Origin of the sequence: Dyadobacter sp. CY261 (assembly GCF_021440085.1) — a bacterium.
Taxonomy (GTDB): domain Bacteria; phylum Bacteroidota; class Bacteroidia; order Cytophagales; family Spirosomataceae; genus Dyadobacter.
The window spans coordinates 358,224-381,888 of sequence record NZ_JAKCPW010000003.1 but is presented as its reverse complement, the minus strand read 5'-3'; the positions used below and the strand labels follow the sequence as shown (position 1 = coordinate 381,888).

Genomic DNA, 23,665 nt, shown 5'->3' with positions numbered 1-23,665 from the left:
ACGCTATGAAATCTACGCATCTATTCAAAACCTTCATCCTCGCTCTGCTATGCCAAATGGCTTTCGCGCAAACTGATAGCAAAGAATCGAAACCACTGAGCGCTGCATGCGGCTGCCAGGGAGCGGTCGAGCAGGCTATCGACAAAGTAACCCGCATTTACGCCGGCTTCGACGACAAGGTTACCGCCACCACACGCCCGGCTTATGACAAACTGTTAAAAGATGTTCGCACCCGCGCGCCCAAGGCTAAAACGGAAGGTGAATGCCTTAAAGTCCTGCAAGATTATACCGCTTTCTTTAAGGACAGCCATGTTTTTATGATCTGGCAGGGCTGGGTGCACAAGGGTGTAAGCGCCATGGAAGCCAATGCAAGAGGGACGGACCTGGTTCAATTCAAGCAATTGAATAAAGATTTTCTGTACCTGAAACTCGCCGCGTTTGATCTGCGCGAAGTGGGCAAAATAGACAGCATTCTGCTTGCCAACAAGACGCTCCTTGCCCAAACGCCGCATCTGATCTTCGACCTGCGCGGCAATGGGGGAGGCAACGCGAGCACTTCCGACGAAATGGCGAAGCTGATTTACACCAATACATTTGTTTATCCGTCGTGGGATTACCGGTCGAGCGAGGAGTATATCACCAGGATGGATAAGTATTTCAAATCACAAAAAGACACAACTAATTCCTACTACAAGCGAGGAACACAACTTTTGGAGAAAATAAAAAAGAACCCGGGCAAGTTGGTGAGCGCCGGCGAAGACTATCAGCGCCGTTATGATGTCGATCCGAAAGCTTATCCACAGCATATCGCCTTCCTGATCGACAAAGACTGCGGCAGCGCAACGGAGTTTTTTATTTACGAAGGTAAGCAAAGCAAAAAAGTAACATTGTTCGGCACCAACTCACATGGTGTGATGGACTACGGAGATGATCAGAACTTTGACCTTTGCGACGGCACATTCAACCTTGCAGTGCCCTGGGGCCGCAACGGCTGGGTAAGGGAGTTTCGTATAGACAATATCGGCTTCGCACCCGACGTACGCATTCCCGAGGGCGAGAAGGACTGGGTGGGTTTTGTGCAGCGTTATTATGCTAAAAAAGATAAGGCAGGAAAGTAATGTGTAGTGTTTTCATGTAAAAAGGCCGGTTCGCATCTTTTGAACCGGCCTTTCGCCATTACAACTGTACATTATGCGCTGTGCTGCGCGGGGAAGTTTATCATCCAGTTTATACCGAACTTGTCTCTGAAGGCTCCGAAGTAATCGCCCCAGAACTGGTCTTCCATGGGCATTTCGATGGTACCACCTGCCGAGAGGCCATTGAAATACGCATCGGCTTGCTCGCGGCTGTCTGTGAAAATTGAAATGTAGTTGTTGTTGCCGAGGCTGAGCGTGTGGCCCATAGATGGCATAATGTCCGAAGCCATCAGCAGTTCATCACCGACCGGCAATGCGATGTGCATAATACGGTTTCTCTCGTTTTCAGGCAAATTCTCCGTGCCTGGCGCGCCGTCCATTCTGTGAACACCCTGGAATTCTCCGCCAAATACGGATTTGTAGAATGTGAAAGCCTCTTCGGCATTCCCGTCGAAGTTGAGGTAAGGATTGATCTTGGGCATAGCTAAAAGATTTTGATGGTGATTGGATTGGTTTAGTTGTTGACTGATGCAAAAGTATCAGATGCAACTGTCACGCATGCTCCCTAAAAGGGACAACCGCAGGGGGTTGGTGCGCCAAAGTGAAAACGTTTCCATGACACTTCAAAAATAAATAATAGCTATTGCGCAAGCAAATACTTGCGTATATATTTGCAAGCAAATACTTGCCTATTATGAAAGCACGAAGAGATGTATATCAGGCCATTGCAGATCCTACTCGCCGGGCGATCATCGGGATGCTGGCCGAACAGCCGCAGAATGTGAATACCATTGCCGAGCATTTCGATGTGACCCGACAGGCGATTTCCTTGCATGTCAAAATACTCACCGATTGCGGGTTGATTTTTATACGGAAGGAAGGTAGGGACCACATTTGCGAAGCCCGTCTCGACCAGCTGAGCGAGGTCTCCATGTGGGTGGAGCAGTACAAAAAGCATTGGGAAGCGAAACTGGATTCATTGGAAGCCTATTTGGAACAACTAAAAAAAGAGCGATATGGAAAATGAAAAAAGCAGCACGCACGACCGCGAACTGATCATTACCCGCAAACTCAATGCACCTGTCGAATTGGTATGGGAAGTTTGGACCCAGCCCGAACATATAGCCAAATGGTGGGGGCCGACCGGTTTTACCAACACCATTACCACGATGGACGTAGAGCCTGGTGGTGCCTGGGAGCTCGTTATGCACGGGCCCGATGGGAAAGACTACCAGAACAGGAGTATATTTAAGGAGGTTGTTCCCTTGAAGAAGATTGTATTCCAGCACTTTGCACCCAACTTCGTTACTACCGTGGAATTCGAAGCGCAGGGTGAGGAGACTTTCCTGAAATGGCACATGCTTTTCGAATCGACCGAGCAAATGATCAGGATTATAAAATCGAACAATGCTGCCGAAGGTTTGAAGCAGAATGTGGACAAGCTCTCGTTGTACCTGGAAGACAGAAAATCGGCACGGCAATCATGAAAACCCTGGCACTCGCATTGCTTTGCGCAATGTTGCATTTATCCGTTCAAGCACAGCAAAATAAAATGGAGCAAGCAAAAACAACCGGTTATGCGCCCGTCAACGGCCTGAAAATGTATTACGAGATCCACGGAAGCGGCGATATGCCGCTCGTGCTGATCCACGGTGGCGGTTCTACGATCGAAACAACGTTTGGTCGCATTTTTCCGCGGTTATCCGCATTTACCAAAATCATCGCCGTTGAGATGCAAGCCCATGGACGCACGAGCGACCGCGACACACCAGAGTCGTTCACTCAGGATGCGGACGATGTGGCCGGTTTGTTGAAATATTTAAAAGTAAGCAAAGCCAATGTCCTCGGTTTCAGCGACGGCGGCTGCACGACGATGCAACTGGCAGGACGCCATCCTGAGCTGATCAACAAGATCATCGTTGTGGCCTCCAACTACACCCGCGCCGGGATGATCGATGGTTTTTTTGAGATGATGGACAATGCTTCGCTCGATAACATGCCCGCACCATTGAAGGAAAGCTTCCTCAAAGTAAACCCCGACCCAAAGGGGTTGCAAGCCATGTTCAACAAGGACCGCGAACGCCGCCGCACCTTCGCCGACTGGCCTGAAAGCGATCTTACGCGCATTCAGGCACCCGCATTGATCATGTCCGGTGACCAGGATGTGATTAAGATTGAACACGTCGTAGAAGTTTCCAGACTAATCCCAAAAGCGCAACTGGTAATCCTGCCCGGCATACACGGTGCATTACTCGGCGAAATATGTACCCCCAAACCCGATAGCAAACAACCGGAAGTTACCGCGACACTCATTAAGGAATTTCTGGCAGAATAGCTAAGCAAGTACCTCGCGCACCCTTGTCCATTTAATCTCGGGATAACGCGCATTATCCAACGGCTCCAATTTCGGTAAACCGGTGAGCATATTGTGTAAATACTGCATGCCCTGCCATGGCGGGAACACGCTGTCTTTGGCAGGGGCGATGGTCCGCATAATGCTGATCATCGTTTCCAAAAATCCAAGTCCGCCCATCCTGCGTAAACTAAACTCCTTTCCATATGCCTGGCTCGCAGCCCGCTGCAAGCCACGGATTGTGGCGACTTCGCCCGCTATTTTCAGGAATCGCGGCGCCTGCGAATCGAGCGCGGCGACGGCAGTGAATGCGGCAGTGTCAGCGATTGTCGTGAAATCCATCGGCTGGTCGGCATCGCCCCAATAAATTACCCGGTTGAATGACGGCAGTATTAGCGGTGCCTGGCCTTTGAGCAGGTCGGTAAACATTCCATTGAGCACTGATGTGGCGTGAATGGGCGTGTGGTCGAGGATTTTGGCAAATTCCCTTCGCAGATCAAGATTACGGTTCGAGCCTTCGGCGAGTTTGGTGTAGTCGATGCAATAGTCCGATGGAACGAAGCGAGGCACGCCCGCATCCAGGGCCGCCGTTAATAACAGAGATTGCGTTTCTACAATCACTTCCCGTAACCCGGATAACGCCGAAACGACGCATTGCGAATTTTGAAGCGCTTCGACGAGTGTTACCGTATTCTGATAATCAACCGGGATTACCATTGCACCGGCTTTTTCGAGCGGATCGGTTTTGGTGAGAGGCGTGTCCTTGCGCACAAGCGCCTTCACATGCGCGTGCCGGGCGAGGAGTTCTTTTACAATTAATGTCCCCAGGTGGCCTGTCGCCCCGGCGACTACGATGGTTTGGTGCGTAAATGGTTGTTGTTCAGTCATTTGGTGCCAGCTCTTTGCTGATGTGGTATGATTTGCGTTTGAGTAGGCTGGCTCAAAGAATTATGCCAAGTGTAAAAGAGGGATGCTGAGGCCTCCAACGCGCCGTATAAGTTGTGAAGCTTGCTTTTGTAGCCGATATTTTAGAATTTAATAAGGAAAATATTTTAGCATGCTATGAGGTCTAGGCTACTAACCATTCTACTTGCATTGTTCGTTTTTTCGGGCCTTTGCGGTCAACCAAAACAGGTTTCAATCCCTGTTAATAATTCTGGCGACACGACATTGTGGTATCGTTGGCAGCGTGAGCGAATGGTAACAATGGGTATGATCGATCCGCATGTTTCGAAAGACAGCCTGATGTTGCGGATTTCTTCAGAAATTGGGCGGTTGAGATTCAAACGAATGACTTCGATACATTTAAAGGAAAGCGATATTTCTTCACAAAACAGGCTCTGTCAGACAATAAGGGGTATGTTTCGCGCTCAGACGAAAAACTTCTGTTTAATATTAAGCCACTGAAAAAGTCACAGGCACGCAAGGTCTATGAGGCATTCGCAAAGCGATCGATTGCTTCCATTCCCAACGGAGATGATTTACGACCAAGGCGGATAACTGGGGACGGCACAAGCTATTCAATTGAATATACTACACCAGTTTCATTCACTTTTAAAAGTTACAGCAATCCATCGAGTCAGAGGTACTATTTTAAAGAGGCAATTGCCATCGATGATTTTATTAAGGAGATAGAATCCACCCTCGGATTGTCGAGTTCATTCCTTGCTTTCCTGGACTCATTGCCGCCTGGTACCTATCGAACCGGTGGCATCACGGTCCACACATCGACAGGTAAAAGACACAAGGAGGGTAAGCGGTGAATATCGATTTGTACAAAAAACAACCCCCACAACTTGGGATAATCATTGAATGCATCGCAGTCGATCACTGACGTTTGGGGGACATTTGTCACCAAAGGAAATTACAATTGGTACATTTGTCTTAAACCAATAATAAATGTGATATATTGGATATCTGAATTGATGCTGAGTTAAAATATGATCATTTAACACCTCTACGATTTTCATGAAGATTGACAAAAGAATTGTCATAATAGGCGGCGGCCCTGCGGGATGCGCTGCTGCTGCGCATGCCTTAAAAAAAGGCTTTCAAAATGTGACATTGCTGGAAGCTGCCGGTTCATTGGGCGGTCTTCATAAAGATGTAGAAATTGATGGATTGCATTTTGACTTGGGGGCATTCTTTTTTTGGAGCCACCATCAGATTCTTTCGTTGTTCCCAGGTCTCCGGGAAAAAATGATACACGCTGGAAGTTCCGGACATTTATCATTAAGTAATGATTTTAATCTTGACAAGTATCCGATAACGCTAAGGGGATATGTGAAGGAACATGGGCTGGTAGCAACGCTCTGGGACCTGTTTAGAATTTTGCAATACCGGGTGTTTCATTCTGAATCGGAATGCAGCAATGTGGAGGAACTACTCTTGTATTTTATGGGGCCGTTTTATAGAAAAACCGGGCTGGATAACTATATACAACGATTGTTTCACTTACATCCAGGAGATATTCATGTCGAGTTTGCCCGGAAAAGGGTTAACGGTGTAATTGATAAATTCAGGAGCAAAAATGTGCTTAAAAACATACTGAAAGGTAATTTTGATTACTTCGCGAGATATTCTATCGCGCAAAATGTTTGGGCGAGACCTGAATCCGGATTTGCTGCTATGTACGAATATATTGGGGAAGCAATCATGGTCACCGGTGGTAATGTGCTATACAATCGCCGGGTTGAAAAGATTAATTATAGGGACAAGTGTATAGAAGTGAGCGATGGGTCAATTGTGGAGTATGATTACCTTTTATCGAGCCAGCCTTTACATTTGACAAGCAAGATGACCGGGATAAAATTGGATGCTCACATAAATTATCAGCCTTTATGCAGCCTGTTCTATGAGGCAAAGGAAGCAATCCTACCAGAATGCTTTGTACTTTTTAATTTTTCCAGAAAAGGGAAATGGAAAAGAATTACGTTTCATTCCAACTATTATAATATCGAGAAAACTGACAACACACCACGCCGGCATTATTTTGTTGTTGAGTCGATGCCGGCTAAGGATGAATTGTCCAATCCGCTTCTTACAATAGAACTGGATTCTGATTTCAGAAAAACTTTTGAAACGACGAAACTGCAAGATACTTTTGAAAATATTTCATTAATAGGGCACCGTATTACAGAAAACGGCTATCCTGTTTTCGGAAAATCATTTGACAGGACAAAGGTCAATGACTTTCACGAAGGGCTTTTGAACTGGGATATACATAATATCGGACGCCAGGGTGAATTCGATCACGTGAGTTCAAGTGATGCGTCTAGGAGCGCTATGAATGCAATTGAGGCAATCTGGAAGAAAGAGGAATTCGCAATTCACTTTCCTATTTTGACAAATAACCACATCAACAACCCAGCGCATACAATTTGAAGTGGCAGATTGATGGCTTGAAATGAAATTTGCGGCATCAAAATCATTTCAAGCCATGGCCGCCTGCCCAATAAAAGCCTGAACCTCTACTACGGAGGTTTGGCTCAATTGTATGCCGATCCCAACTCGGAAATCCGTCTGGCATTCACCGATCGTCAGGCCTACAAATCCAGAATGTAATCGTGCCGAACTTCGTCGCCTTCGGGAACTTCCCGGAAGAAACGGAATTGCTGCTTGGTGAGTACATGAATAGACGCTCGATTTTCGGGAGCTACCAACGCAACAAGTGATTCCACCTTTCCGCAATCACGGGCATAGGCAATGAGTCTTCGGGTAATCTCCGACGCATAGCCCTGGCCCCAGAATTCAGGCAGCAATGCATAGCCAATTTCGGTAAAACCATCTTCAAAAGGGACGATTTTGCCTAAGCCTACATATAAATCCCTTGCCTGCTCATAGACTGCGACAAAACCCATATCACTCTGCTGCCGGTCGGCACGGAGCGATATTTCAAATCTCCGGTGCGCCCCTTCGAGATCAAGCCCGGCGCCGCTGATGTGAAACATCACGTCCTGCTGCGATACAAGCCGGAAATAGTTCTCAAAATGGTTTGGAGTAAATTTTTCGTAGCGTAAACGTTCTGAATAAAATTGCATTGTGAAGTGTAGAATGGGCTCTTAAACTGTTTTTTATGACATAGGCCACCGTGCAGGTTTGCAATGATTGCCCTGTCACTTGTTTCAACAAAAAGTTGACAAAAAGAATTTGCCGGTATCCCTGATTTCCTGTATGAGGCACATCAGCCGCATTGTGCTAACAAAATGTATAGCGGTGTATGGCGCACAGTGAGCGTGCTGTTTTTGTTTACTAAATGAAGCCGGCCATGGTTTCAGTAATCTTGAGAGGAAAACACATCATGGAAAATCAAAGTATAACGAGGAAAATAGTCAGTATCAAAACACCGGCTGCGGAGCCGGGTTTTCTCGGTCCCGACCATACGGCGCGGGCAGTAGTTTACAAGGAGTTCGAACACAGTGACCCGTTCATTCTGCTAATGGACGATTTTCTCGACAAACAAGACGACGAACCCGTGGGCGGGCCACATCCGCATGCCGGCTTTGAAACAGTTTCACTTTTGCTCGAAGGCGAAATCGGCGATGAAACCCATATCATGAAACAAGGCGATTTCCAGATGATGACCGCTGGTAGCGGTATCGTGCATACCGAAACCATCGAAGGCAAGTCACGGATGCGTATGTTGCAAATGTGGTTGAACCTGCCCAAAGCCGACCGCTGGGCGGAACCCAGGGTACAGGACCTCTCTTTTGAAAATGCACCGACGGTGGAAATGAACGGGGTGAAAACGGTTTTGTACAGTGGCTCATTCGCGGGTTTACATTCGCCGGTAAAAAACCACGTGCCGTTGATCGTCGCGGATATTCGCTTGCAACCGGGTGCCAGGCTTAGCGAATCACTGCCGGCATCTTACAATGCGTTTCTGTATGTGATAGAAGGAAATGTGACAGTAGGAAATGATCAGAAATCACTGATTGCCAGTCAGGTAGGCTGGTTGGATAGGGGTTCGGTAGGTGCAACAAGCGATTTGACGGTAGTCGCGGACCGCGGGGGCGCACGCGTCGTGTTATACGCGGGCGAGCCACAAAACGATAAAATAATTTCCTATGGCCCGTTTATTTCCGACCATCAGGACGAGATCAGGGAGCTTTACAGTGCTTTTCGCCACGGAAAAATGAGGCATGTTTCGACTTTGCAGGAGGGGCAGCGATTTCTTTATTAACAGAAAATCATTGTCATCGAAAATGCGCTTTAACAGGCGGTCAATCTTTCTTAATTTGGGGCCATATTAAAACCTGACCTGAAATGAAGAAAAGTAGATTGACCGCCTTTTTGTTTTCAATCCTGATCGCGCCTGCGATTACATTTGCCCAAGCGCCTCTGAAAGGCGCTGTGGAGCGGATCAAAGTGCACGGTAAGGCTCTCGAAGGCAATTTGGAAGGTAACCCGGCCGATCCGGACGTGTCGGTGTATTTGCCGCCCAGCTATAAAAAAGATGCAAAACGACGGTTTCCGGTGGTGTATTTGCTGCATGGCTTCACGGACACGGATGCACAATGGTACGGATTTGTGAAGCATTGGATTAACCTTCCGGTAATAGTCGATAAGGTATTTGCTTCGGGACAGGCGCAAGAGATGATCATCGTTACACCCAATGCGTTCACACGCAGTGGCGGCAGCTATTATTCTAATTCCATTACTGCCGGCAACTGGGAGGACTTTGTGTCCAAAGAGCTTATTAACTACATCGACCGGCATTACCGCACGATCCCGAAAGCGCACAGCCGCGGTTTGGCCGGACATTCGATGGGAGGATATGGCACCATCCGGATCGGGGAACGCCACCCAGAGATATTTTCCAGCATTTATCTGCTGAGTCCATGCTGTCTTGCACCGGGTAACGTGCATTCGTCGTCCGAGGCTATTGCCAAAATCGAAGCAGTAAAAACGGTGGAGGACATCTCAAAAGCCGATTTTTTGACCAAAGCCGCCCTCGCCTATGCCGCAGCCTGGTCTCCCAATCCGACACGACCGCCATTCTTCACTGACCCGATCGTCGAAAATGGGAAGCTAAGTCCTGCCGCCGAGATCAAATGGAGTGCTAATGTGCCGCTATCGGATATCGATCAATACATTACCAATCTCAAACAAATGAAAGGGATCGGCTTCGACGCCGGTGACCGTGACCAGCCCATTGCCACCAATATTAAAAGGCTGCATGAGGTGATGCCAACTACAAAGTCGAGCATGCTTACGAAGAATATCAGGGCGACCATCTAAACAAAATCGGTGAGCGGATCGAGACAAAGATGCTGCCGTTCTTTTCCAAAAATCTGCTAAGCAAATAGGTGGGGGTTCGTGCCCTAGCTAAACAATGGTGTGTCGGTCTGCAAGTTTTTGAGGAAGGCATCCGCTTCGTCGGGCGAAAGCAGAATATTCTTTTTGTTCTCCAATGTGATCATTACCAGATGTTCGCGACGGGTGAGGTACCAGCTCATATGACCATAGGCAGCATTGTAGAACTTTCCGTAGTAGCCGAACAAGCCGCCGACGCCGAATGTGCGCAGGCTGTATCTCAGGTTTTCCTTTGGAACGACCTTTACAGATGTGAACTGTCCGCGGGCGTAAGTCAGGCTGCCAATGGGGCGATGGATGTGCAGCTCGCTTGCATTAAGTGTATATCCCGTCGGGTGGTAAAGATAAGCGTACAGGTAAGTCACGACCAGGATCACAGCGGAAGCGAAGAAGCCTACTCTTGCCTCGGCAGAAAATGTAACGGCCTCAAAAACGAGCACTGCGATAAAGAATACCGTCAGTCCGATCGTGAGCAATTTAGTAGATTTATCTAATGAGGCGCTGTATTTCATGGCGGTACATAAAGCGATGGTGATACTTAAATATAAATAATTTTGCCTGTTTACCGGCAAGTTTGATAACCGGGGAACAGGCAATGCATTTGGTGGGTTGCTTCCATAGGCTACCGCTAAATGGTCGAGCATTTTATTAGACTTTTCATTTCGATATCAGAAAAATACCCAATTAAAAACGGGAAAAAGCCCCGTGTGCCCATCCGCCACTGCTGCTATTTTTGACCATCCTTCTCATGGGGCTGTTTGGGTGCACTTTTAACAAAAGATTCATATTCTTTCAATGTTACCCTCATCGTCGTCTTGAGATGGTTAAGTTCCTATTCGTTCACTTAATCATTTGTTAAAATGGAAGAAAAATCAATCACAATCCAGGAGCTGCTTTCTATTGAAAAGGAAATCGATTCAATGAACCTGGAAAGCTTCAACGTGTCGAGCGTCGGGGTTGCTGGCGCTGTCAATACGGGTAAAATTTGTGAGCTTTATAAAAAGCTAAAACCCGTGATCGCAATAATTCTCAGTCTTCCGTTGATCCCACAGCGAATCAAGGATGCACTTCGCGCATTACTGGCTTTGCTTGACCAGCTTTGTCCGTAAGCTAAAAGCCGCAAGGAAACCGTTAAAGCAGTCAGGTAAGCGGATCTAATATTACAATGTTTGTCATGGCAAAACACCTCTGCAAACATTTTCAGATAGTAAAGCAATTGCCCAAAGCCAAGACGTCAGCGAGCTTTCCGACAAAGTGATAACCAACCACTGCTTGGTAAAGCAGAAATGAGCTCTGCCGGAGAGCAACCCGCCTGGAATACCCAGGCCGACGGTAACGAAAAGGGGCTGAGGATCTCCCGGCCCCTTTTCAAATTCCTTTTTAGCAATTAACGTACACAGCATGACGTTAGTTGAACTGGCCGGCAGGCAAGTCTACCGCTCGCCAGAAATGCCACAGAGCGAAATCCAGCTCTGGGCTGCCTGCCCGGCTTATATGCTCAGTGAACCAATTGAGACTACCATTTGGACTGAACGGAATGGAACAAAATTCCTCAGGCATTGCCTGTCGCTAAATGAGATTTTTCCTTTATCAGAAGTGTATACCACATACTTCGTTAGGTAACTGGTAGGAAAATCAGCGCGTTCTTGATCATTGCTGCCAACTTATCAATGCTATGGCATGATATTTACTGAATACGCCTCACAAAAAAATTCCATTATTCCTTTGTTCTGGGAATTGATCAACAAATCGATTTAACCTTTTAAAGATGAGACAATAGTAAAGCGGCAAGTCGAATCACATACCTTTCTAAGCAGATGATTTGCAGGAGTCAGTTTCGGTTGGTTTAAGCAGGCATCTCCGGTTGGTTTGACAAGTACGCATGTAATTTTAACTATTCATAACTATGAAGAGTCTTGCTGATACAACCGAGTTATTGGAAATTACAACTAGCATGCTAATGGGCAACCAGGAGCCTGTTACCGCACAGGCTGGAATAGCGTTGATCAATCAATGGATCCTGCCGCTTTCGGAAAGTGAAAATACACAGCCGATCGCTCAGCAGTTGCACAAGCTCAAAGGTTTGTTGATATCAGACCCGACAGATTCGACAGGTGTTACAGATCAAATGAAAGCAATAGCCGCAAAAGTTTTACAGATTGCCCCGGATATCGGTGCTGAGGGGGAAATGCCATCGCTGCTTTCAGCTCTGGCTACTGCCTTAAGAACCGGGGCTTGCAGTGAGCAGGAGCAATGAGCGCTCAACTTATCTAAAATATTTAAATCAACGTTTCCGATGGTGACAAGTAAAGTAAAACAAATACATGATTTTGGACAGAGCATCTGGCTGGACTTCATTGACCGTAAGATCATCTTTTCTGGTGAATTGAAAAAGTTGATTGAAGAAGATGGCTTAAGGGGCGTTACATCCAACCCTGCTATTTTTGAAAAAGCAATTAGCAGCAGTTCAGATTATGACGAGGATATTGCCCAGCTGTCAAAAAGTGACAAAACAAATGAAGAGATATTTTTTAGCATAGCGGTGGAGGACATTAAACTGGCATGCGATCTGTTGGCACCGGTTTACAATGAGGAAGGGGTTGTTGGTGCCGACGGATATGTGAGCCTGGAAGTTTCCCCATTTCTGGCCCTGGATACACAAGCGACCATCAAGCAGGCGCGCGAGCTATGGCGGCAAGTCGGCAAGGAAAATGTGATGATTAAAATCCCAGGGACGGAGTCTGGATTGATCGCATTCGAGACTGCGATCAGCGAAGGCATAAATGTGAACGTCACCTTACTTTTTAGTCTGGACCGTTATAAGGCCGTGGCCGAGGCTTACATCTCTGGCCTGGAAAAAAGGGCGGCAGATGGCTTGCCGGTAGACCATATTTCATCAGTAGCCAGCTTCTTTTTAAGTCGCATCGACATTTTAGTTGACCCGTTTTTAGACCAGAAAGGACTTGGAGATCTAAGAGGTCAGGTAGCGATTGCATCCGCAAAGACGGCATACCAAATATACAAACGCATGTTCAGCACAGATCGCTGGAAAAAGCTCGCCGAAAAAGGCGCAGTACCGCAGCGGCTGTTATGGGCAAGCACCAGTAGCAAAGACCCTGCTTTTAAAGATACTCGCTATATAGAAGCACTCATCGGGCCTGATACAGTTAACACCATTCCTATGGAAACGCTGCAGGCATTCCGCGATCACGGCGATCCGGCAAGCCGTTTGGAAGAGGACATTGATGGTGCGGCCGGCATCCTTGAAAGGATAAAAGTAGCCGGCATTGATATGGATGCAGTAGCAACACAGCTGGAAGAAGAGGGGATTGACAAGTTTAGCAAGCCGTTCCAACAACTGCTGGATGCCATCGAAAGACAGAAGTAATCACTACATTCTAACAAACAAAAAATATGTCAAATCAAAAAGTGGTGCAGAAAGACGATAAGAAAAAGCCTGCTAAGAACTTGAAAGAAAAGCGTGCAGATAAAAAGGAAAAACGCGACAGTAAAAAGCAAGACGATTGATTTTGTAAGTTGAAAACCCTGATTTTTTGGTTTTCCATTCGTTAAATGTTACTGTGCACTATACACACCATCAACGATTATACAATTGATTCTTCCAAGTTTGGTGCGCCGAAACGCTTTAAACTCCTAATATGGGCTTTCAAAGCTGTCGAGAAGGTCTTGTTTTCAAGATAGGTCAAGCCAAATTCAGTGGCGGTTTGTTTGACAATCGGGGCCAGTTCCGGATAATGCACATGGCATATCTTGGGAAACAAATGATGCTCAATCTGATAGTTTAACCCCCCGATATACCAGCTCAGCCACTTATTGTCGGCAGAGAAATTTACGGTTGTCTCTAACTGGTGTGTAGCCCAATCTTTATGGATTACGCCGTGGTCGTCAGGTAAGGGATACTGCGTCCCTTCTACTGAATGAGCCAGTTGAAAAATCACGGTCAGTATTAATCCGGCTGTGAAATGCATGAGCAGAAAACCGATTAGTATCTGCCAGAACGCGATTTTAAACACAAGCACAGGAATTGCAAAGAAGATACCTAAATAGGCGGTTTTCAAAATGATCAATCCAGCTAGCATCCGTTGGTTCTCAGCCTGGCTTTGCCGGTTTATGCCGGCCTTAATAAAATGGTAGTACTGGATAAAATCCTTTAACAAAACCCAATACAGCGTTACAATGCCATAGAATAAAAAGGCATATATCCATTGAAGGCGATGCATAGGACCTGCTTTATCATGTGGTGAAAGCTTCACTACACCCCGGTCTTTAATATCTTCATCCAGGTCTGCCACATTGGTATAGGTGTGGTGAAGCACATTGTGCTGCAGTTTCCAGTTCACCACTCCGGCGCCAGCCAAATAGATCGTACGTCCGAGCCACTTGTTGATGGTAGCGCTCTTGGAAAATGCCCCATGATTGGCATCATGCATTACACTCATCCCAATTCCTGAAATACTGGCTCCCATGATTAGCCACAGTACCAGGCTTACGGCCAGTGGCGGCGCAAATGCAAGAAGAATTATGTATGGAATAATGTATCCGGATAGCAAGACGATAGTTTTGATGATCATTTCCTTATTGGCATAGCGGGACTTGCGACCTTGGGCAAAGTACTGGTCTATCCTGTCTTTGAGTGTCGGAAAAAACAGGCTTTTTTCTGCTGCAGCGAATTTAATTTTGCCGGTTATCATAAGTGATTAACATTTATCTGAGGTTATGTACCTGGCAATAACTGGTAGGTTCATAGCCAAGCAATAACGAAGAGCAGCGCATCCCTTAAATATCTTACCAAAGGACTAATATGGCTCGGTTCGGAGGATGCCGAGTTGCTATGAGTACGACAATCTCGTTATCAGCAATTTGCTCCCCTTATTTCCACAGTATAGAATTATACGGATCACTTATTCCTTCGAGAGGACTAGATAAAGCAGACAGCAATTTTGGCCTTTGGGTTTAAAAAGACTCACGTCATGTATCTTCGCCAGCACATTCTGACGGGATTCGGCTCTCAGACGGTTTTGACTTCCAGTTGCAGCATAGAAGCGGAGGCGATATGGCGATTTTTTCAAGTAGGCTAACCCTAAACCATCACCTTTGGCTGGCTGGTAGGCCTAAATTTCGCTTTAATTAGCTGCCATAATATTGGCAATACTGATAATGCAACGATTCCTAACACTACTTTTTCAAAATTGTCCCTCACCAGTGGAATACTGCCCAGAAAGTAGCCGGCAAATGCCAGGCTCACAACCCAAAGAATAGCCCCGATGATATTAAACTTAAAAAATACGCCGTAGTTCATAGCCGCAACGCCTCCAACAAAGGGTGCCAAAGTCCTGACAATGGGCACGAAACGTGCTATTACAATTGTGGACGCTCCGTATTTCTCATAAAAACTATGGGTATGAGCAAGGTGTTCAGGCTTGATCATTCTTTTTCCGAAAAGGCGGATCTGTTGAATTTTAGCTCCAAAACGGCGTCCGATCAGGTAATTGCAGCTATCGCCAAGTATGGCCGCTATAATAAGCAGTGCAACAATGAGCCAGATGTTGAGCGAATCGGAATATTTCGCAGCCATCATTCCTGCTGCAAATAGTAATGAATCGCCAGGAAGAAATGGCATTAACACAACCCCTGTTTCTATAAAAATAATGAGAAAGAGGACCACATAGGTGAATGCGCCATACTGCTCAATGATGTGTCCCAAATGTTTATCCAGGTGGAAAAAGACATCGGAGATCTGGTTAAAAAATTCCATTATATAAGTGTTTTTATTTGATGTTTACCATCAATAAGCAAATGGTGATATAAACGAGCATGATCGTAAATGCGTAGAGCATAACCGTAAACGTTTCCTTTTCCGGGCTACTTTTTTCGTTTTCCATGATCATTTCAGTTAGTCTGTTTAATTTCCAAAACGGGGCCTGTGATCGGACATTCGCTGTTTACATTGCGATCTGAGTAACTTCCATCACTTCAAACTTTTTCATACCGGCAGGCATTTTCCACTCAATGGTCTCGCCTTTACAAAGTCCGATCATGGCTGCTCCCATAGGTGTAAGCACAGAGATCTTCTTTTGTTTGATGTCTGCCAGGGCGGGCATGACTATACTGAATTCCATTTCCTTGTTGCTAGCCAGCTCCCTTACGCGAACTTGCGAATTCAGGCGGACACTATCTTCCGGCAACTGATCATTTTCGACGACGATAGCCCGGTTTAACTCGTAGGACAGCGTCATTTCATTCGGGCTGCTAGGGAAGTTTTCTGCAAACTGTTTCAACATGCGAAAATCGTCTTCGCTAAGTATGACTGTGTTTCTTTGATTGTTCATATAGGTATAAATAGTTTTAAGCCGTATGCGCGTTGCCAAGGTTAACCCGGGCATATGGCATACAGCAAGTGAGCCGATAAAGCGCACACAGCACTTTGTATTATCTTAAAGAACTGGCTGCGAGCTCATGGAAAACTTTTTCATCAAGCTTGTAGCGGTCATTTAGAGTAAGACTGCTGCGTGCATTGAAAAGAGCGTGATTGACAGCATTGTACATCAACCAGTAAGATGAATCCGCGTCAAGAAGGCGCTGCTCCAGTTTAAGTCGCTCATAGGCTTGCTTGGCCAGCTGAACAGGAATTGGCAGTGTTTTTAGCATTTTTTCATCCGCTCTGCCAACGGATTTTTGCTGAAGATGTTCATATACAGAAGTCGTCAGGGTAGGACTTTTGTAATTCTGACCAACCAGCAGTTCGTATAGCTGCTCCCGAAAGAGTTCAGGAGTTTGTCTGCTGTGGTGAATTTTTCGGCTGGCCGTATCTTTTTTTGCGTTGACGCCACTGTTGGGCCTCTGCTTTTTTTCTTTTCCCTGTCCGCGTTCCTTCAACCAGGATTGATATTTTGGTAGTTCGGAAAAGGAATCCGCCCATCCCATTAGTCCATTTTGGCAAACTGCGCGGTACATGCTTGTGCCAGGCGTTCCGGAACCGTCCAGCATGGCCGTCAAAGTCTTGCCCTGGACACTAAATGGGGTTTTTCCATTGTAACTATTGGTCAAAATCATGCTGCGCTGCAACTGCTCGCCGCCGATGGAGAGCTGCTCAGGAAGAATGATGTTAATGCTAAATTCCCCCGTAGTCGTGTATTTGATTTCCAGTTTATAGTCAGCAAAGAGCTTATCGACAACTTCTCTGATCAATATGTTGGGTATAATAGCATAGTCGGCGCTTTGAATACCGAAAATCGTCTTAGCTCCGCGAAAAGGCTGACCAACAATAAGTTGCTGCTTATCCGTAGCCATGATTTCATAATCTGGCAGCAGGTCGGCCAGCCACACTGGATTTACAGGGTAACAGATATCATCCCATGAAGTAGTGAACTGCGGCTGAGCACTGAGATAGGTCATTTTTTTGCTTTTTCATTTTTACAGTTGTAAATTTACTAAAATAATCCGTGAAAAGAAAATGATTTTAAAATATTGAATTGCCAGACTAGAAACAAACCCGCCCATAACGGGGAGTTAAGACGGTGCTAGTCCTTATAATGATAACATAATCAACCATCCATGGAATTCGAAGTCATCGTTTCTCTCTTGTCGCTGGTCGCTTTGGAAGCGGTCCTAGGAATTGACAACGTAATTTTTATTTCAATAATCGCCGCGAAGCTTCCGGCAAATCAGCAGAAAAAAGCCAGACAATACGGCCTGGTACTCGCCGGTGTGATGCGGATTGGCCTTCTGCTGGTGATTTCTCTTATCATGAAATTGGATAAGGACCTATTCGTGGTTTTCGGGGAAGGCTTCTCCGGGAAAGAGCTTGTCCTACTCGCAGGAGGTTTATTTCTGCTTTACAAGAGTTCTACGGAAATTTACCATAAAATGGAGGGCGAAGAGGGCGACCAGAGTAAACAGATAAAAGCTTCCTCATTCGGGCAAGTCCTTACGCAAATACTCATCATGGATATGGTTTTTTCCATCGATTCGATTATAACCGCCATTGGTATGGTAAAGGAAGTGTGGGTAATGTATGTGGCAGTTATTGCGACGGTGATACTAATGCTGGTGGCTGCTGAAACAATCAGTAATTTTGTAAACCGGCATCCTGCATTCAAAATGCTGGCCTTGTCCTTTTTGTTGCTAATTGGCTTTTCTTTGGTCAGTGAAGGCTTCGGTCTTGAAATCCCAAAAGGTTACATTTACTTTTCTATGGCATTTTCACTGCTGGTTGATGTGTTTCAAATGCGAATGAACAAATCAAAAAGTGCACCTGTTAAAACCCATGAACATTACCAGCAAGGAGAAGATCGCCTCCTACCATAGTTGTTCAAATAAGTAAATAGGGTGCCTAATACTGAATTGGTTGGTGTAATTTCGAACATTACCTTATTGTTATGAAAAAAATACTCCACTGGACTTACATAGCACCCATTTTTGCCTGGATCTTTTATCTGGGTTTGCCAATTGGGACCGGCTTTGTAGTCAATATGTTAGCTACAATCGCTTTAATTGTGGGTGTACTTTCTGCAGTGCATCATGCTGAGGTAGTAGCGCACAAGGTAGGCGAACCTTACGGCACCATTATCTTAGCGGTAGCGGTAACACTCTTGGAAGCATCGATCATTGTGTCACTCATGTTGACGGGAGGTGCCGGTGCCGATACCTATGCAAGGGATACACTTTTTGCAGCCGTTATGATTATTCTAAATGGCATCCTGGGTATCAGTATGTTTGTAGGAGCTTTGAAATTTAAAGAACAGAGCTTCGAAACAAAAAGCGTAACCATTGCTTTGGTAAGCCTTGTATCAATTTTAGTGCTCACCCTGGTTCTCCCAAACTTCACTACCAGTATTGCCGGACCATCTTACAGTGCCCCACAGCTTATTGTTATTGGTATATGCTGTCTTGTAATATATGGGTCCTTTATATTTACGCAAACCATAAGGCATCGAAAATATTTTTTGACTGAAGTGTCCGGTCAGGAAAAAGCTGTTACCCCAGCGGAGGCTTTAGTGAGTTTGGGTTTTTTGCTGGTTTGTTTAGGGGTAGTTATTCTCCTTGCTAAAAACCTTTCACCTGTAATTGAAGGCGGAGTGATTGCAGCCGGGTTGCCGACTGCATTAGTAGGTGTGGCTATTGCAGCTGTTATACTCTTGCCGGAAGGCATAGCCGCCATCCGCGCTGCAAGACGTAACCAGTATCAAACCAGCATTAACCTGGCACTTGGCTCTGCATTAGCAAGTATAGGACTTAGTATCCCAACTGTGGTGGTTGTTTGTACAATAATGGATCTCCCGCTTATTTTAGGTTTGAGCATGAAATCTATGGTTTTGCTTGTTCTTTCAATCTTTACGGTAATGCTCTCGCTCAATAAGGGACAAACGAATAGCTTATATGCAGTTGTGCTCTTGGTCAACCTGATGATGTACATTTTTACAATAGTATTCCCTTAAATACTTTTAACGCCGAGTACTGCTCACCCAGATATTGGGAAAATTTGCATATTCTGGTTAGTTCTGAAAAACAAAAAATCCTGTAAATGTTTGATTTACAGGATTTGATGCTTTTTTGGTATTCTTACTTGCAGAGAGGATGAGATTCGAACTCACGATGCAGTTACCCACATACTACCTTTCCAGGGTAGCCCCTTCAACCACTCGGGCACCTCTCTATTTCGTGGTTATGGGGTGCAAAGATAGGGAAGAGATTTTTGTTTCCAAATCTAAGTCGTTAAATCAAATGCTCATTTCTCCGCGCAGGGGTTTTCCAAGCATTTCAACGCAAGTTCCGATGGCACTTTCGCAGGCGAAAACGTACATCATTTTCGTGATCGCCGCTTCCGCAGTGATGTCAGAGCCGCTGATGACGCCGATCTGCTCGAGAAACTTGCTGGTTTGGTACTGGCCTTGGGAAACGCGGCCACCGTCGCATTGGGAGACGTTGAATATGATGATGTCTTTCTCAATGGCGTTGCTGATTGCGTTGAGGAACCACGGTTCGGTCGTCGCGTTGCCGGCGCCATACGTTTCGAGGACAATGCCCCGGAGTCCTGCAATGTTCAGAATCGATTCAACAACTTGCTGGCTGATGCCCGGGAACATTTTCAGGAATGCGACATGGGTGTCAAGGTTTTTGTGGACTTTGAGTTTCAAACCTGGCTCGTAAGGCTTGATGTAGGGGAAATTATATTCGATCCGCACGCCGGCATTGGCCAGTGCGGGATAGTTTTCGGAATGGAATGCATTGAAATCGGAGCTTTCCTGCTTTTTGGAACGGTTGCCGCGCAGCAGCGAAGAGTTGAAGTAGATGCAAACTTCGGTGATAATCGGGTGGCCATCCGCATTCTTGGCTGCTGCCAGTTCCAATGCAGTGATCACGTTCTCGCGCGCGTCCGAGCGGGCAACGCCTATCGGCAACTGTGCGCCGGTAAGGATGACGGGTTTGTTGAGGTTTTCAAGCAAGTAACTTAATGCCGACGCCGTGTAAGCCATTGTATCCGTGCCGTGCAGGATCACAAAACTGTCGAACTGCTCGTAATGCGCCTCGATAATGCCTGCGATTTCAATCCAGATGGCCGGGCTCATGTTCGATGAGTCGATGGGCTCGGATAAGGAAAGGAAGGTTATATCAAAATCCAGCCGACCTATTTCCGGTACTTTTTCGATGATCTGCTGGAAATTGAAGGGAACGAGCTGCTTGCCTTTCGTTTCATAAACCATCCCCAGCGTGCCTCCCGTGTAAATCACAAGTACGGAACCGACGGTCGGTTCGGGGGAGATGGGATTGATGTGGATTTTAGAATAACTCATTACAACTACTATTTGAGCATGCTTTTCGCATTCGCGGTGGTGGCGGCGATGACGTCTGCTTTGTTCATTTCTTTCAAATCGGCCACGCGTTGGGCCACAAGGTCTATGTAGGCGACTTCGTTGCGTTTGCCGCGATAGGGGACAGGAGCCAGGTAAGGCGCGTCGGTTTCGAGCACCAGGTGTGCCAGATCCACATGCGGGATCACTTTGTCCAAACCACCATTTTTAAATGTTGCCACACCGCCAATGCCAAGCTTGAAACCTAGTTCAATGGCTTTTTGTGCTTCTTCCAACGTGCCCGTGAAGCAATGGAAAATGCCGGTCAATGCGGGGTCGGCGAAGTCTTCAATGAGTTTTACGGTTTCCCAAAAAGCGCTCCGGCTGTGAATGTCAATCCAGAGATTATGCTTGCGTGCGAGGCCACATTGATATAGAAATGCCTTTTCCTGCTGTTCTTTAAATGTAACGTCCCAGAAAAGGTCCATGCCGATCTCTCCGACGGCAATGAACTGATATTTGCCCAGCCAGTCTTCCATGACCTGCAATTCCTTTTCAAAACCATCTTTTACATAGGTCGGGTGCAGGCCGATCATCGGGAGGCATTTGCCGGGGTATTTCTCGGCCAGTTCGAGCATGCCGTCGATCGTTTCATGGTCGCAGTTTGGCATCCATATTTGCTCGATACCTGCATTCCAGGCGCGGTCGAGCATTTCGGTGCGGTCTACAGCGTAGTCGTCGCTGTATATGTGGGCGTGGGTTTCAATCATATTTACATCGGTAATGGCTCGAACCGGTATCCGGCAGCCCGAAAATGTTCGAGGTAACGGGGTAATGCGTAAAGCATGTTTTTGGAGGCCTTAATGCTGTCGTGAAAGAGCACGATGGAGCCGGGCCGCGTGTGTTGAATCGATTTTTTTAAACAGATTTCTTGCGTAATGTCGGCTGAAAAATCGCCACTCAGGACATCCCACATGATGATTTGCTTGTCTTTTAAAACCACTTTTGACTGGCTTTTTTTGATCCTTCCGTAAGGCGGGCGGAAGAGTTGCGTGGCGAGGTTAAGCTGCTGCTGGCATTTCTCAATGTTTTCGAGATAAACAGCGTCATCCGTCTTCCAGCCATTCATGTGGTTAAAAGTATGGTTACCAATAGAATGCCCGCCTTTATTTACCATTTCATACACATCGGGATGTTTCAGCACATTATTGCCAATGCTGAAAAAGGTAGCTTTTGCATCGAATTTGGCCAATAGCTCCAACACATTCTCTGTAATGTCGGGAATGGGCCCGTCGTCGAAGGTTAAGAAAATCGTCTTGTCCTTCGCGGGAATGCGCCAGGTGAAACCGGGAAAGAATGCCCTGAGCCAGAAAGGAGAATGATGCAAAAACATAGCGGCGTGATGAATCTGATTTCAAATATAAAGGGATATAAAATAAGAAGCTGCCCGGGTAAAGGCAGCTTTCTTACAATAACAATATATAGAGGCTGGCTTAAATCCTTTATTGAATTATGCGTGCGCAAATACAGGATTCAGCATCGATACCGCCTTCGCTTCCAGGAACGACTCGCCCATCAGGTATTCGTCGACAGAACGGGCCGCTTCACGACCTTCGGAGATCGCCCAAACGACAAGCGATTGTCCGCGACGGCAGTCACCGGCAGCAAACACTTTTTCGTTGGAAGTAGATTGATACCCGTTGGTTTTGATGTTGCCGCGCTCGTCGAATTCCAGATCAAGGTCGGTTAGCAGGCCTTCTTGCAATGGGTGCAAGAAGCCGGCTGCCAGAAACGCCAGGTCGCAAGGAATGGTACGCTCGCTGCCTTCCACCTCTTTCATTTGCATACGGCCCGACTCAGGGTCTTTCTGCCAGTCTAGGTCTACTATTTTCAATGCCGTGAGGTTACCGTTTTCGTCGCCTACGAATTCTTTGGTATTGATAGACCAATGTCTGTCGCAGCCTTCCTCATGCGAGGTGGACGTGCGGAGCATCATCGGCCAGTTTGGCCATGGAGTGCTAGCATCACGGTCTTTCGGAGGAATAGGCATCAATTCAATCTGCGTAATGGATTTCGCACCATGACGGCCCGAAGTACCTACGCAGTCGGAACCTGTATCACCACCACCAATGACCACCACGTGTTTGTCGGTGGCAAGGATTTCACCATTCGCATAAGTTGTGCCGCGGTGATCTACCACCCGGTCGATACCGGCTACGCGTTTGTTTTGCTGGCTGAGGAATTCCATTGCGAAGTGCACGCCTTTAAACTGGCGGCCCTGGATTTTGACATCTCTTGGCACAGTCGATCCAACGGTCAGAAGCACCGCGTCGAACTCATTCTGCAATTCATCCGCCTTGATATCCACACCCACATTCACACCGGTACGGAACTCAACGCCTTCCGCTTCCATTACGGCCAGCCGACGGTCGATAACGCCTTTGTCCAGTTTAAAATCGGGAATACCGTAACGTACCAGTCCCCCGATTTTATCCGCTCTTTCCAGCAATACCACTGAATGCCCCGCCTGGTTGAGCTGGTAAGCCGCAGCCATTCCCGCAGGTCCGGAACCCACCACGGCTACTTTTTTGCCGGTGCGGAACTTAGGGATTCTTGGTTTAACCAAGCCCAATTCAAATGCTTTCTCGATGATCGCTTTCTCGATATACTCGATCGCCACCGGTGGCTTGTTAATGCCCAGTACGCAGGATGCTTCGCACGGAGCGGGGCAAATGCGGCCTGTGAATTCAGGGAAATTGTTAGTAGATGCTAATATTTCATAGGCCAGTCCCCAGTTTTCATCATACACCGCGTCGTTGAACTCGGGGATGATGTTGCCCAGCGGACAACCATTATGACAAAAAGGAATTCCGCAGTCCATACAACGGGCTGCCTGCTGTTTGGAATTAGAGTCGGTCGGTGCGGTTTCGATCTCACGATAGTCTTTCAGACGCTCGTCTACGCTTCTCTTTTTTGGCAACTCCCTTTCAAACTCTAAAAATCCGGTTGGTTTTCCCATTCTTATTACTGATTTTAAAAATTCTGATAGT

24 protein-coding genes and 1 tRNA gene are annotated in these 23,665 nt (G+C 46.6%); 12 read left to right on the top strand and 13 right to left on the bottom strand.

The annotated features are described in order from the left end of the window. The first annotated feature begins 5 nt into the window (after positions 1-5). The gene (locus tag LZD49_RS11580) at positions 6-1,118 is read left to right on the top strand and encodes a S41 family peptidase (protein ID WP_234667509.1); all 1,113 of its coding nucleotides are present in this window, start codon (positions 6-8) and stop codon (positions 1,116-1,118) included. A gap of 71 nt (positions 1,119-1,189) precedes the next feature. Here LZD49_RS11580 and LZD49_RS11575 read toward each other — a convergent pair whose 3' ends face one another. Continuing rightward, on the bottom strand, positions 1,190-1,618 hold the full coding sequence (locus LZD49_RS11575) for a VOC family protein (RefSeq protein WP_234667508.1): 429 nt from the start codon (positions 1,616-1,618) through the stop codon (positions 1,190-1,192). 212 nt (positions 1,619-1,830) lie between these two features. On the opposite strand from LZD49_RS11575, the gene LZD49_RS11570 reads away from it, so the two are divergent. Genes LZD49_RS11570 through LZD49_RS11560 form a run of 3 tightly spaced genes read left to right on the top strand, consistent with a single transcriptional unit; the run spans position 1,831 to position 3,471 of the window. Then, a complete protein-coding gene (locus tag LZD49_RS11570) occupies positions 1,831-2,163 on the top strand; it encodes a helix-turn-helix transcriptional regulator (protein WP_234667507.1) in 333 nt (110 codons plus the stop codon). Continuing rightward, entirely contained in the window at positions 2,153-2,623 is a 471-nt protein-coding gene (locus tag LZD49_RS11565) for an SRPBCC family protein (RefSeq protein WP_234667506.1), read from the top strand. The genes LZD49_RS11570 and LZD49_RS11565 overlap by 11 nt, the downstream gene beginning before the upstream one ends. Beyond that, complete coding sequence (locus LZD49_RS11560) at positions 2,620-3,471, top strand: alpha/beta fold hydrolase (RefSeq protein WP_234667505.1); 852 nt, start codon at positions 2,620-2,622, stop codon at positions 3,469-3,471. Before LZD49_RS11565 ends, LZD49_RS11560 begins: the two co-directional genes overlap by 4 nt. On the opposite strand, the gene LZD49_RS11555 is transcribed toward LZD49_RS11560, so the two are convergent. After that, positions 3,472-4,377 (bottom strand): NmrA family NAD(P)-binding protein, encoded by a 906-nt coding sequence (locus tag LZD49_RS11555; protein ID WP_234667504.1) that lies wholly within the window; start codon positions 4,375-4,377, stop codon positions 3,472-3,474. It lies immediately after the preceding gene. Positions 4,378-5,457: 1,080 nt separating this feature from the next. Here LZD49_RS11555 and LZD49_RS11550 point away from each other — a divergent pair. Then, positions 5,458-6,873 (top strand): NAD(P)-binding protein, encoded by a 1,416-nt coding sequence (locus LZD49_RS11550; protein WP_234667503.1) that lies wholly within the window; start codon positions 5,458-5,460, stop codon positions 6,871-6,873. Positions 6,874-7,034: 161 nt separating this feature from the next. Here LZD49_RS11550 and LZD49_RS11545 read toward each other — a convergent pair whose 3' ends face one another. After that, positions 7,035-7,529: a GNAT family N-acetyltransferase gene (locus tag LZD49_RS11545; protein ID WP_234667502.1), complete on the bottom strand. Its 495-nt coding sequence runs from the start codon at positions 7,527-7,529 to the stop codon at positions 7,035-7,037. 260 nt (positions 7,530-7,789) lie between these two features. On the opposite strand from LZD49_RS11545, the gene LZD49_RS11540 reads away from it, so the two are divergent. Both LZD49_RS11540 and LZD49_RS11535 read left to right on the top strand, forming a co-directional pair. Continuing rightward, positions 7,790-8,671 (top strand): pirin family protein, encoded by an 882-nt coding sequence (locus tag LZD49_RS11540; protein WP_234667501.1) that lies wholly within the window; start codon positions 7,790-7,792, stop codon positions 8,669-8,671. A gap of 83 nt (positions 8,672-8,754) precedes the next feature. After that, positions 8,755-9,729: an alpha/beta hydrolase-fold protein gene (locus LZD49_RS11535; protein WP_310590485.1), complete on the top strand. Its 975-nt coding sequence runs from the start codon at positions 8,755-8,757 to the stop codon at positions 9,727-9,729. Between the two features lie 83 nt (positions 9,730-9,812). Here the strand turns inward: LZD49_RS11535 and LZD49_RS11530 are convergent, their stop codons facing one another. Further along, positions 9,813-10,448: a PH domain-containing protein gene (locus LZD49_RS11530; RefSeq protein WP_234667500.1), complete on the bottom strand. Its 636-nt coding sequence runs from the start codon at positions 10,446-10,448 to the stop codon at positions 9,813-9,815. Positions 10,449-10,664: 216 nt separating this feature from the next. On the opposite strand from LZD49_RS11530, the gene LZD49_RS11525 reads away from it, so the two are divergent. From LZD49_RS11525 to tal, 3 genes are all read left to right on the top strand, one after another. Continuing rightward, positions 10,665-10,913, top strand: a complete 249-nt coding sequence (locus tag LZD49_RS11525; RefSeq protein ID WP_234667499.1) for a hypothetical protein — start codon at positions 10,665-10,667, stop codon at positions 10,911-10,913. Between the two features lie 797 nt (positions 10,914-11,710). Next, positions 11,711-12,061, top strand: a complete 351-nt coding sequence (locus LZD49_RS11520) for a hypothetical protein (protein ID WP_234667498.1) — start codon at positions 11,711-11,713, stop codon at positions 12,059-12,061. A gap of 39 nt (positions 12,062-12,100) precedes the next feature. Next, entirely contained in the window at positions 12,101-13,192 is a 1,092-nt protein-coding gene (gene tal / locus LZD49_RS11515) for a transaldolase (protein WP_234667497.1), read from the top strand. Between the two features lie 217 nt (positions 13,193-13,409). On the opposite strand, the gene LZD49_RS11510 is transcribed toward tal, so the two are convergent. From LZD49_RS11510 to LZD49_RS11495, 4 genes are all read right to left on the bottom strand, one after another. Beyond that, complete coding sequence (locus LZD49_RS11510; protein ID WP_234667496.1) at positions 13,410-14,516, bottom strand: acyl-CoA desaturase; 1,107 nt, start codon at positions 14,514-14,516, stop codon at positions 13,410-13,412. A gap of 389 nt (positions 14,517-14,905) precedes the next feature. Continuing rightward, positions 14,906-15,580 (bottom strand): VTT domain-containing protein, encoded by a 675-nt coding sequence (locus tag LZD49_RS11505; protein ID WP_234667495.1) that lies wholly within the window; start codon positions 15,578-15,580, stop codon positions 14,906-14,908. A gap of 187 nt (positions 15,581-15,767) precedes the next feature. Continuing rightward, positions 15,768-16,154 carry a GreA/GreB family elongation factor gene (locus LZD49_RS11500; RefSeq protein ID WP_234667494.1) on the bottom strand — a complete coding sequence of 129 codons (387 nt, stop codon included), beginning with the start codon at positions 16,152-16,154 and terminating at the stop codon, positions 15,768-15,770. A 100-nt stretch (positions 16,155-16,254) separates the two neighbouring features. Then, a complete protein-coding gene (locus LZD49_RS11495; RefSeq protein ID WP_234667493.1) occupies positions 16,255-17,220 on the bottom strand; it encodes a hypothetical protein in 966 nt (321 codons plus the stop codon). A gap of 159 nt (positions 17,221-17,379) precedes the next feature. On the opposite strand from LZD49_RS11495, the gene LZD49_RS11490 reads away from it, so the two are divergent. Together LZD49_RS11490 and LZD49_RS11485 are read left to right on the top strand one after the other, a co-directional pair. After that, on the top strand, positions 17,380-18,132 hold the full coding sequence (locus tag LZD49_RS11490) for a TerC family protein (protein ID WP_234667492.1): 753 nt from the start codon (positions 17,380-17,382) through the stop codon (positions 18,130-18,132). 71 nt (positions 18,133-18,203) lie between these two features. Beyond that, entirely contained in the window at positions 18,204-19,262 is a 1,059-nt protein-coding gene (locus tag LZD49_RS11485) for a calcium:proton antiporter (protein ID WP_234667491.1), read from the top strand. 131 nt (positions 19,263-19,393) lie between these two features. Here LZD49_RS11485 and LZD49_RS11480 read toward each other — a convergent pair. The 5 genes from LZD49_RS11480 to LZD49_RS11460 form a co-directional block, all read right to left on the bottom strand. Next, positions 19,394-19,480 (bottom strand) — tRNA-Ser (locus tag LZD49_RS11480). A 64-nt stretch (positions 19,481-19,544) separates the two neighbouring features. Next, entirely contained in the window at positions 19,545-20,618 is a 1,074-nt protein-coding gene (locus tag LZD49_RS11475; RefSeq protein ID WP_234667490.1) for an asparaginase, read from the bottom strand. A gap of 8 nt (positions 20,619-20,626) precedes the next feature. Beyond that, positions 20,627-21,385, bottom strand: a complete 759-nt coding sequence (locus tag LZD49_RS11470; RefSeq protein ID WP_234667489.1) for a TatD family hydrolase — start codon at positions 21,383-21,385, stop codon at positions 20,627-20,629. Between the two features lie 2 nt (positions 21,386-21,387). Next, positions 21,388-22,008 carry a polysaccharide deacetylase family protein gene (locus LZD49_RS11465; RefSeq protein ID WP_234667488.1) on the bottom strand — a complete coding sequence of 207 codons (621 nt, stop codon included), beginning with the start codon at positions 22,006-22,008 and terminating at the stop codon, positions 21,388-21,390. A 117-nt stretch (positions 22,009-22,125) separates the two neighbouring features. After that, the gene (locus LZD49_RS11460) at positions 22,126-23,634 is read right to left on the bottom strand and encodes a glutamate synthase subunit beta (protein ID WP_234667487.1); all 1,509 of its coding nucleotides are present in this window, start codon (positions 23,632-23,634) and stop codon (positions 22,126-22,128) included. Positions 23,635-23,665: the final 31 nt, after the last annotated feature.

Excerpts from the sequence above, each read along its gene's own strand:
- LZD49_RS11510 (WP_234667496.1), bottom strand. The coding sequence starts at position 14,516 with ATGATAACCGGCAAAATTAAATTCGCTGCAGCAGAAAAAAGCCTGTTT.
- LZD49_RS11505 (WP_234667495.1), bottom strand. The coding sequence starts at position 15,580 with ATGGAATTTTTTAACCAGATCTCCGATGTCTTTTTCCACCTGGATAAA.
- LZD49_RS11545 (WP_234667502.1), bottom strand. The coding sequence starts at position 7,529 with ATGCAATTTTATTCAGAACGTTTACGCTACGAAAAATTTACTCCAAAC.
- LZD49_RS11500 (WP_234667494.1), bottom strand. The coding sequence starts at position 16,154 with ATGAACAATCAAAGAAACACAGTCATACTTAGCGAAGACGATTTTCGC.
- LZD49_RS11475 (WP_234667490.1), bottom strand. The coding sequence starts at position 20,618 with ATGAGTTATTCTAAAATCCACATCAATCCCATCTCCCCCGAACCGACC.
- LZD49_RS11470 (WP_234667489.1), bottom strand. The coding sequence starts at position 21,385 with ATGATTGAAACCCACGCCCACATATACAGCGACGACTACGCTGTAGAC.
- LZD49_RS11495 (WP_234667493.1), bottom strand. The coding sequence starts at position 17,220 with ATGACCTATCTCAGTGCTCAGCCGCAGTTCACTACTTCATGGGATGAT.
- LZD49_RS11460 (WP_234667487.1), bottom strand. The coding sequence starts at position 23,634 with ATGGGAAAACCAACCGGATTTTTAGAGTTTGAAAGGGAGTTGCCAAAA.
- LZD49_RS11555 (WP_234667504.1), bottom strand. The coding sequence starts at position 4,377 with ATGACTGAACAACAACCATTTACGCACCAAACCATCGTAGTCGCCGGG.
- LZD49_RS11490 (WP_234667492.1), top strand. The coding sequence starts at position 17,380 with ATGGAATTCGAAGTCATCGTTTCTCTCTTGTCGCTGGTCGCTTTGGAA.
- LZD49_RS11540 (WP_234667501.1), top strand. The coding sequence starts at position 7,790 with ATGGAAAATCAAAGTATAACGAGGAAAATAGTCAGTATCAAAACACCG.
- LZD49_RS11580 (WP_234667509.1), top strand. The coding sequence starts at position 6 with ATGAAATCTACGCATCTATTCAAAACCTTCATCCTCGCTCTGCTATGC.
- LZD49_RS11530 (WP_234667500.1), bottom strand. The coding sequence starts at position 10,448 with ATGCTCGACCATTTAGCGGTAGCCTATGGAAGCAACCCACCAAATGCA.
- LZD49_RS11550 (WP_234667503.1), top strand. The coding sequence starts at position 5,458 with ATGAAGATTGACAAAAGAATTGTCATAATAGGCGGCGGCCCTGCGGGA.
- LZD49_RS11485 (WP_234667491.1), top strand. The coding sequence starts at position 18,204 with ATGAAAAAAATACTCCACTGGACTTACATAGCACCCATTTTTGCCTGG.
- LZD49_RS11535 (WP_310590485.1), top strand. The coding sequence starts at position 8,755 with ATGAAGAAAAGTAGATTGACCGCCTTTTTGTTTTCAATCCTGATCGCG.
- LZD49_RS11525 (WP_234667499.1), top strand. The coding sequence starts at position 10,665 with ATGGAAGAAAAATCAATCACAATCCAGGAGCTGCTTTCTATTGAAAAG.
- tal (WP_234667497.1), top strand. The coding sequence starts at position 12,101 with ATGGTGACAAGTAAAGTAAAACAAATACATGATTTTGGACAGAGCATC.
- LZD49_RS11465 (WP_234667488.1), bottom strand. The coding sequence starts at position 22,008 with ATGTTTTTGCATCATTCTCCTTTCTGGCTCAGGGCATTCTTTCCCGGT.
- LZD49_RS11520 (WP_234667498.1), top strand. The coding sequence starts at position 11,711 with ATGAAGAGTCTTGCTGATACAACCGAGTTATTGGAAATTACAACTAGC.
- LZD49_RS11560 (WP_234667505.1), top strand. The coding sequence starts at position 2,620 with ATGAAAACCCTGGCACTCGCATTGCTTTGCGCAATGTTGCATTTATCC.
- LZD49_RS11565 (WP_234667506.1), top strand. The coding sequence starts at position 2,153 with ATGGAAAATGAAAAAAGCAGCACGCACGACCGCGAACTGATCATTACC.
- LZD49_RS11570 (WP_234667507.1), top strand. The coding sequence starts at position 1,831 with ATGAAAGCACGAAGAGATGTATATCAGGCCATTGCAGATCCTACTCGC.
- LZD49_RS11575 (WP_234667508.1), bottom strand. The coding sequence starts at position 1,618 with ATGCCCAAGATCAATCCTTACCTCAACTTCGACGGGAATGCCGAAGAG.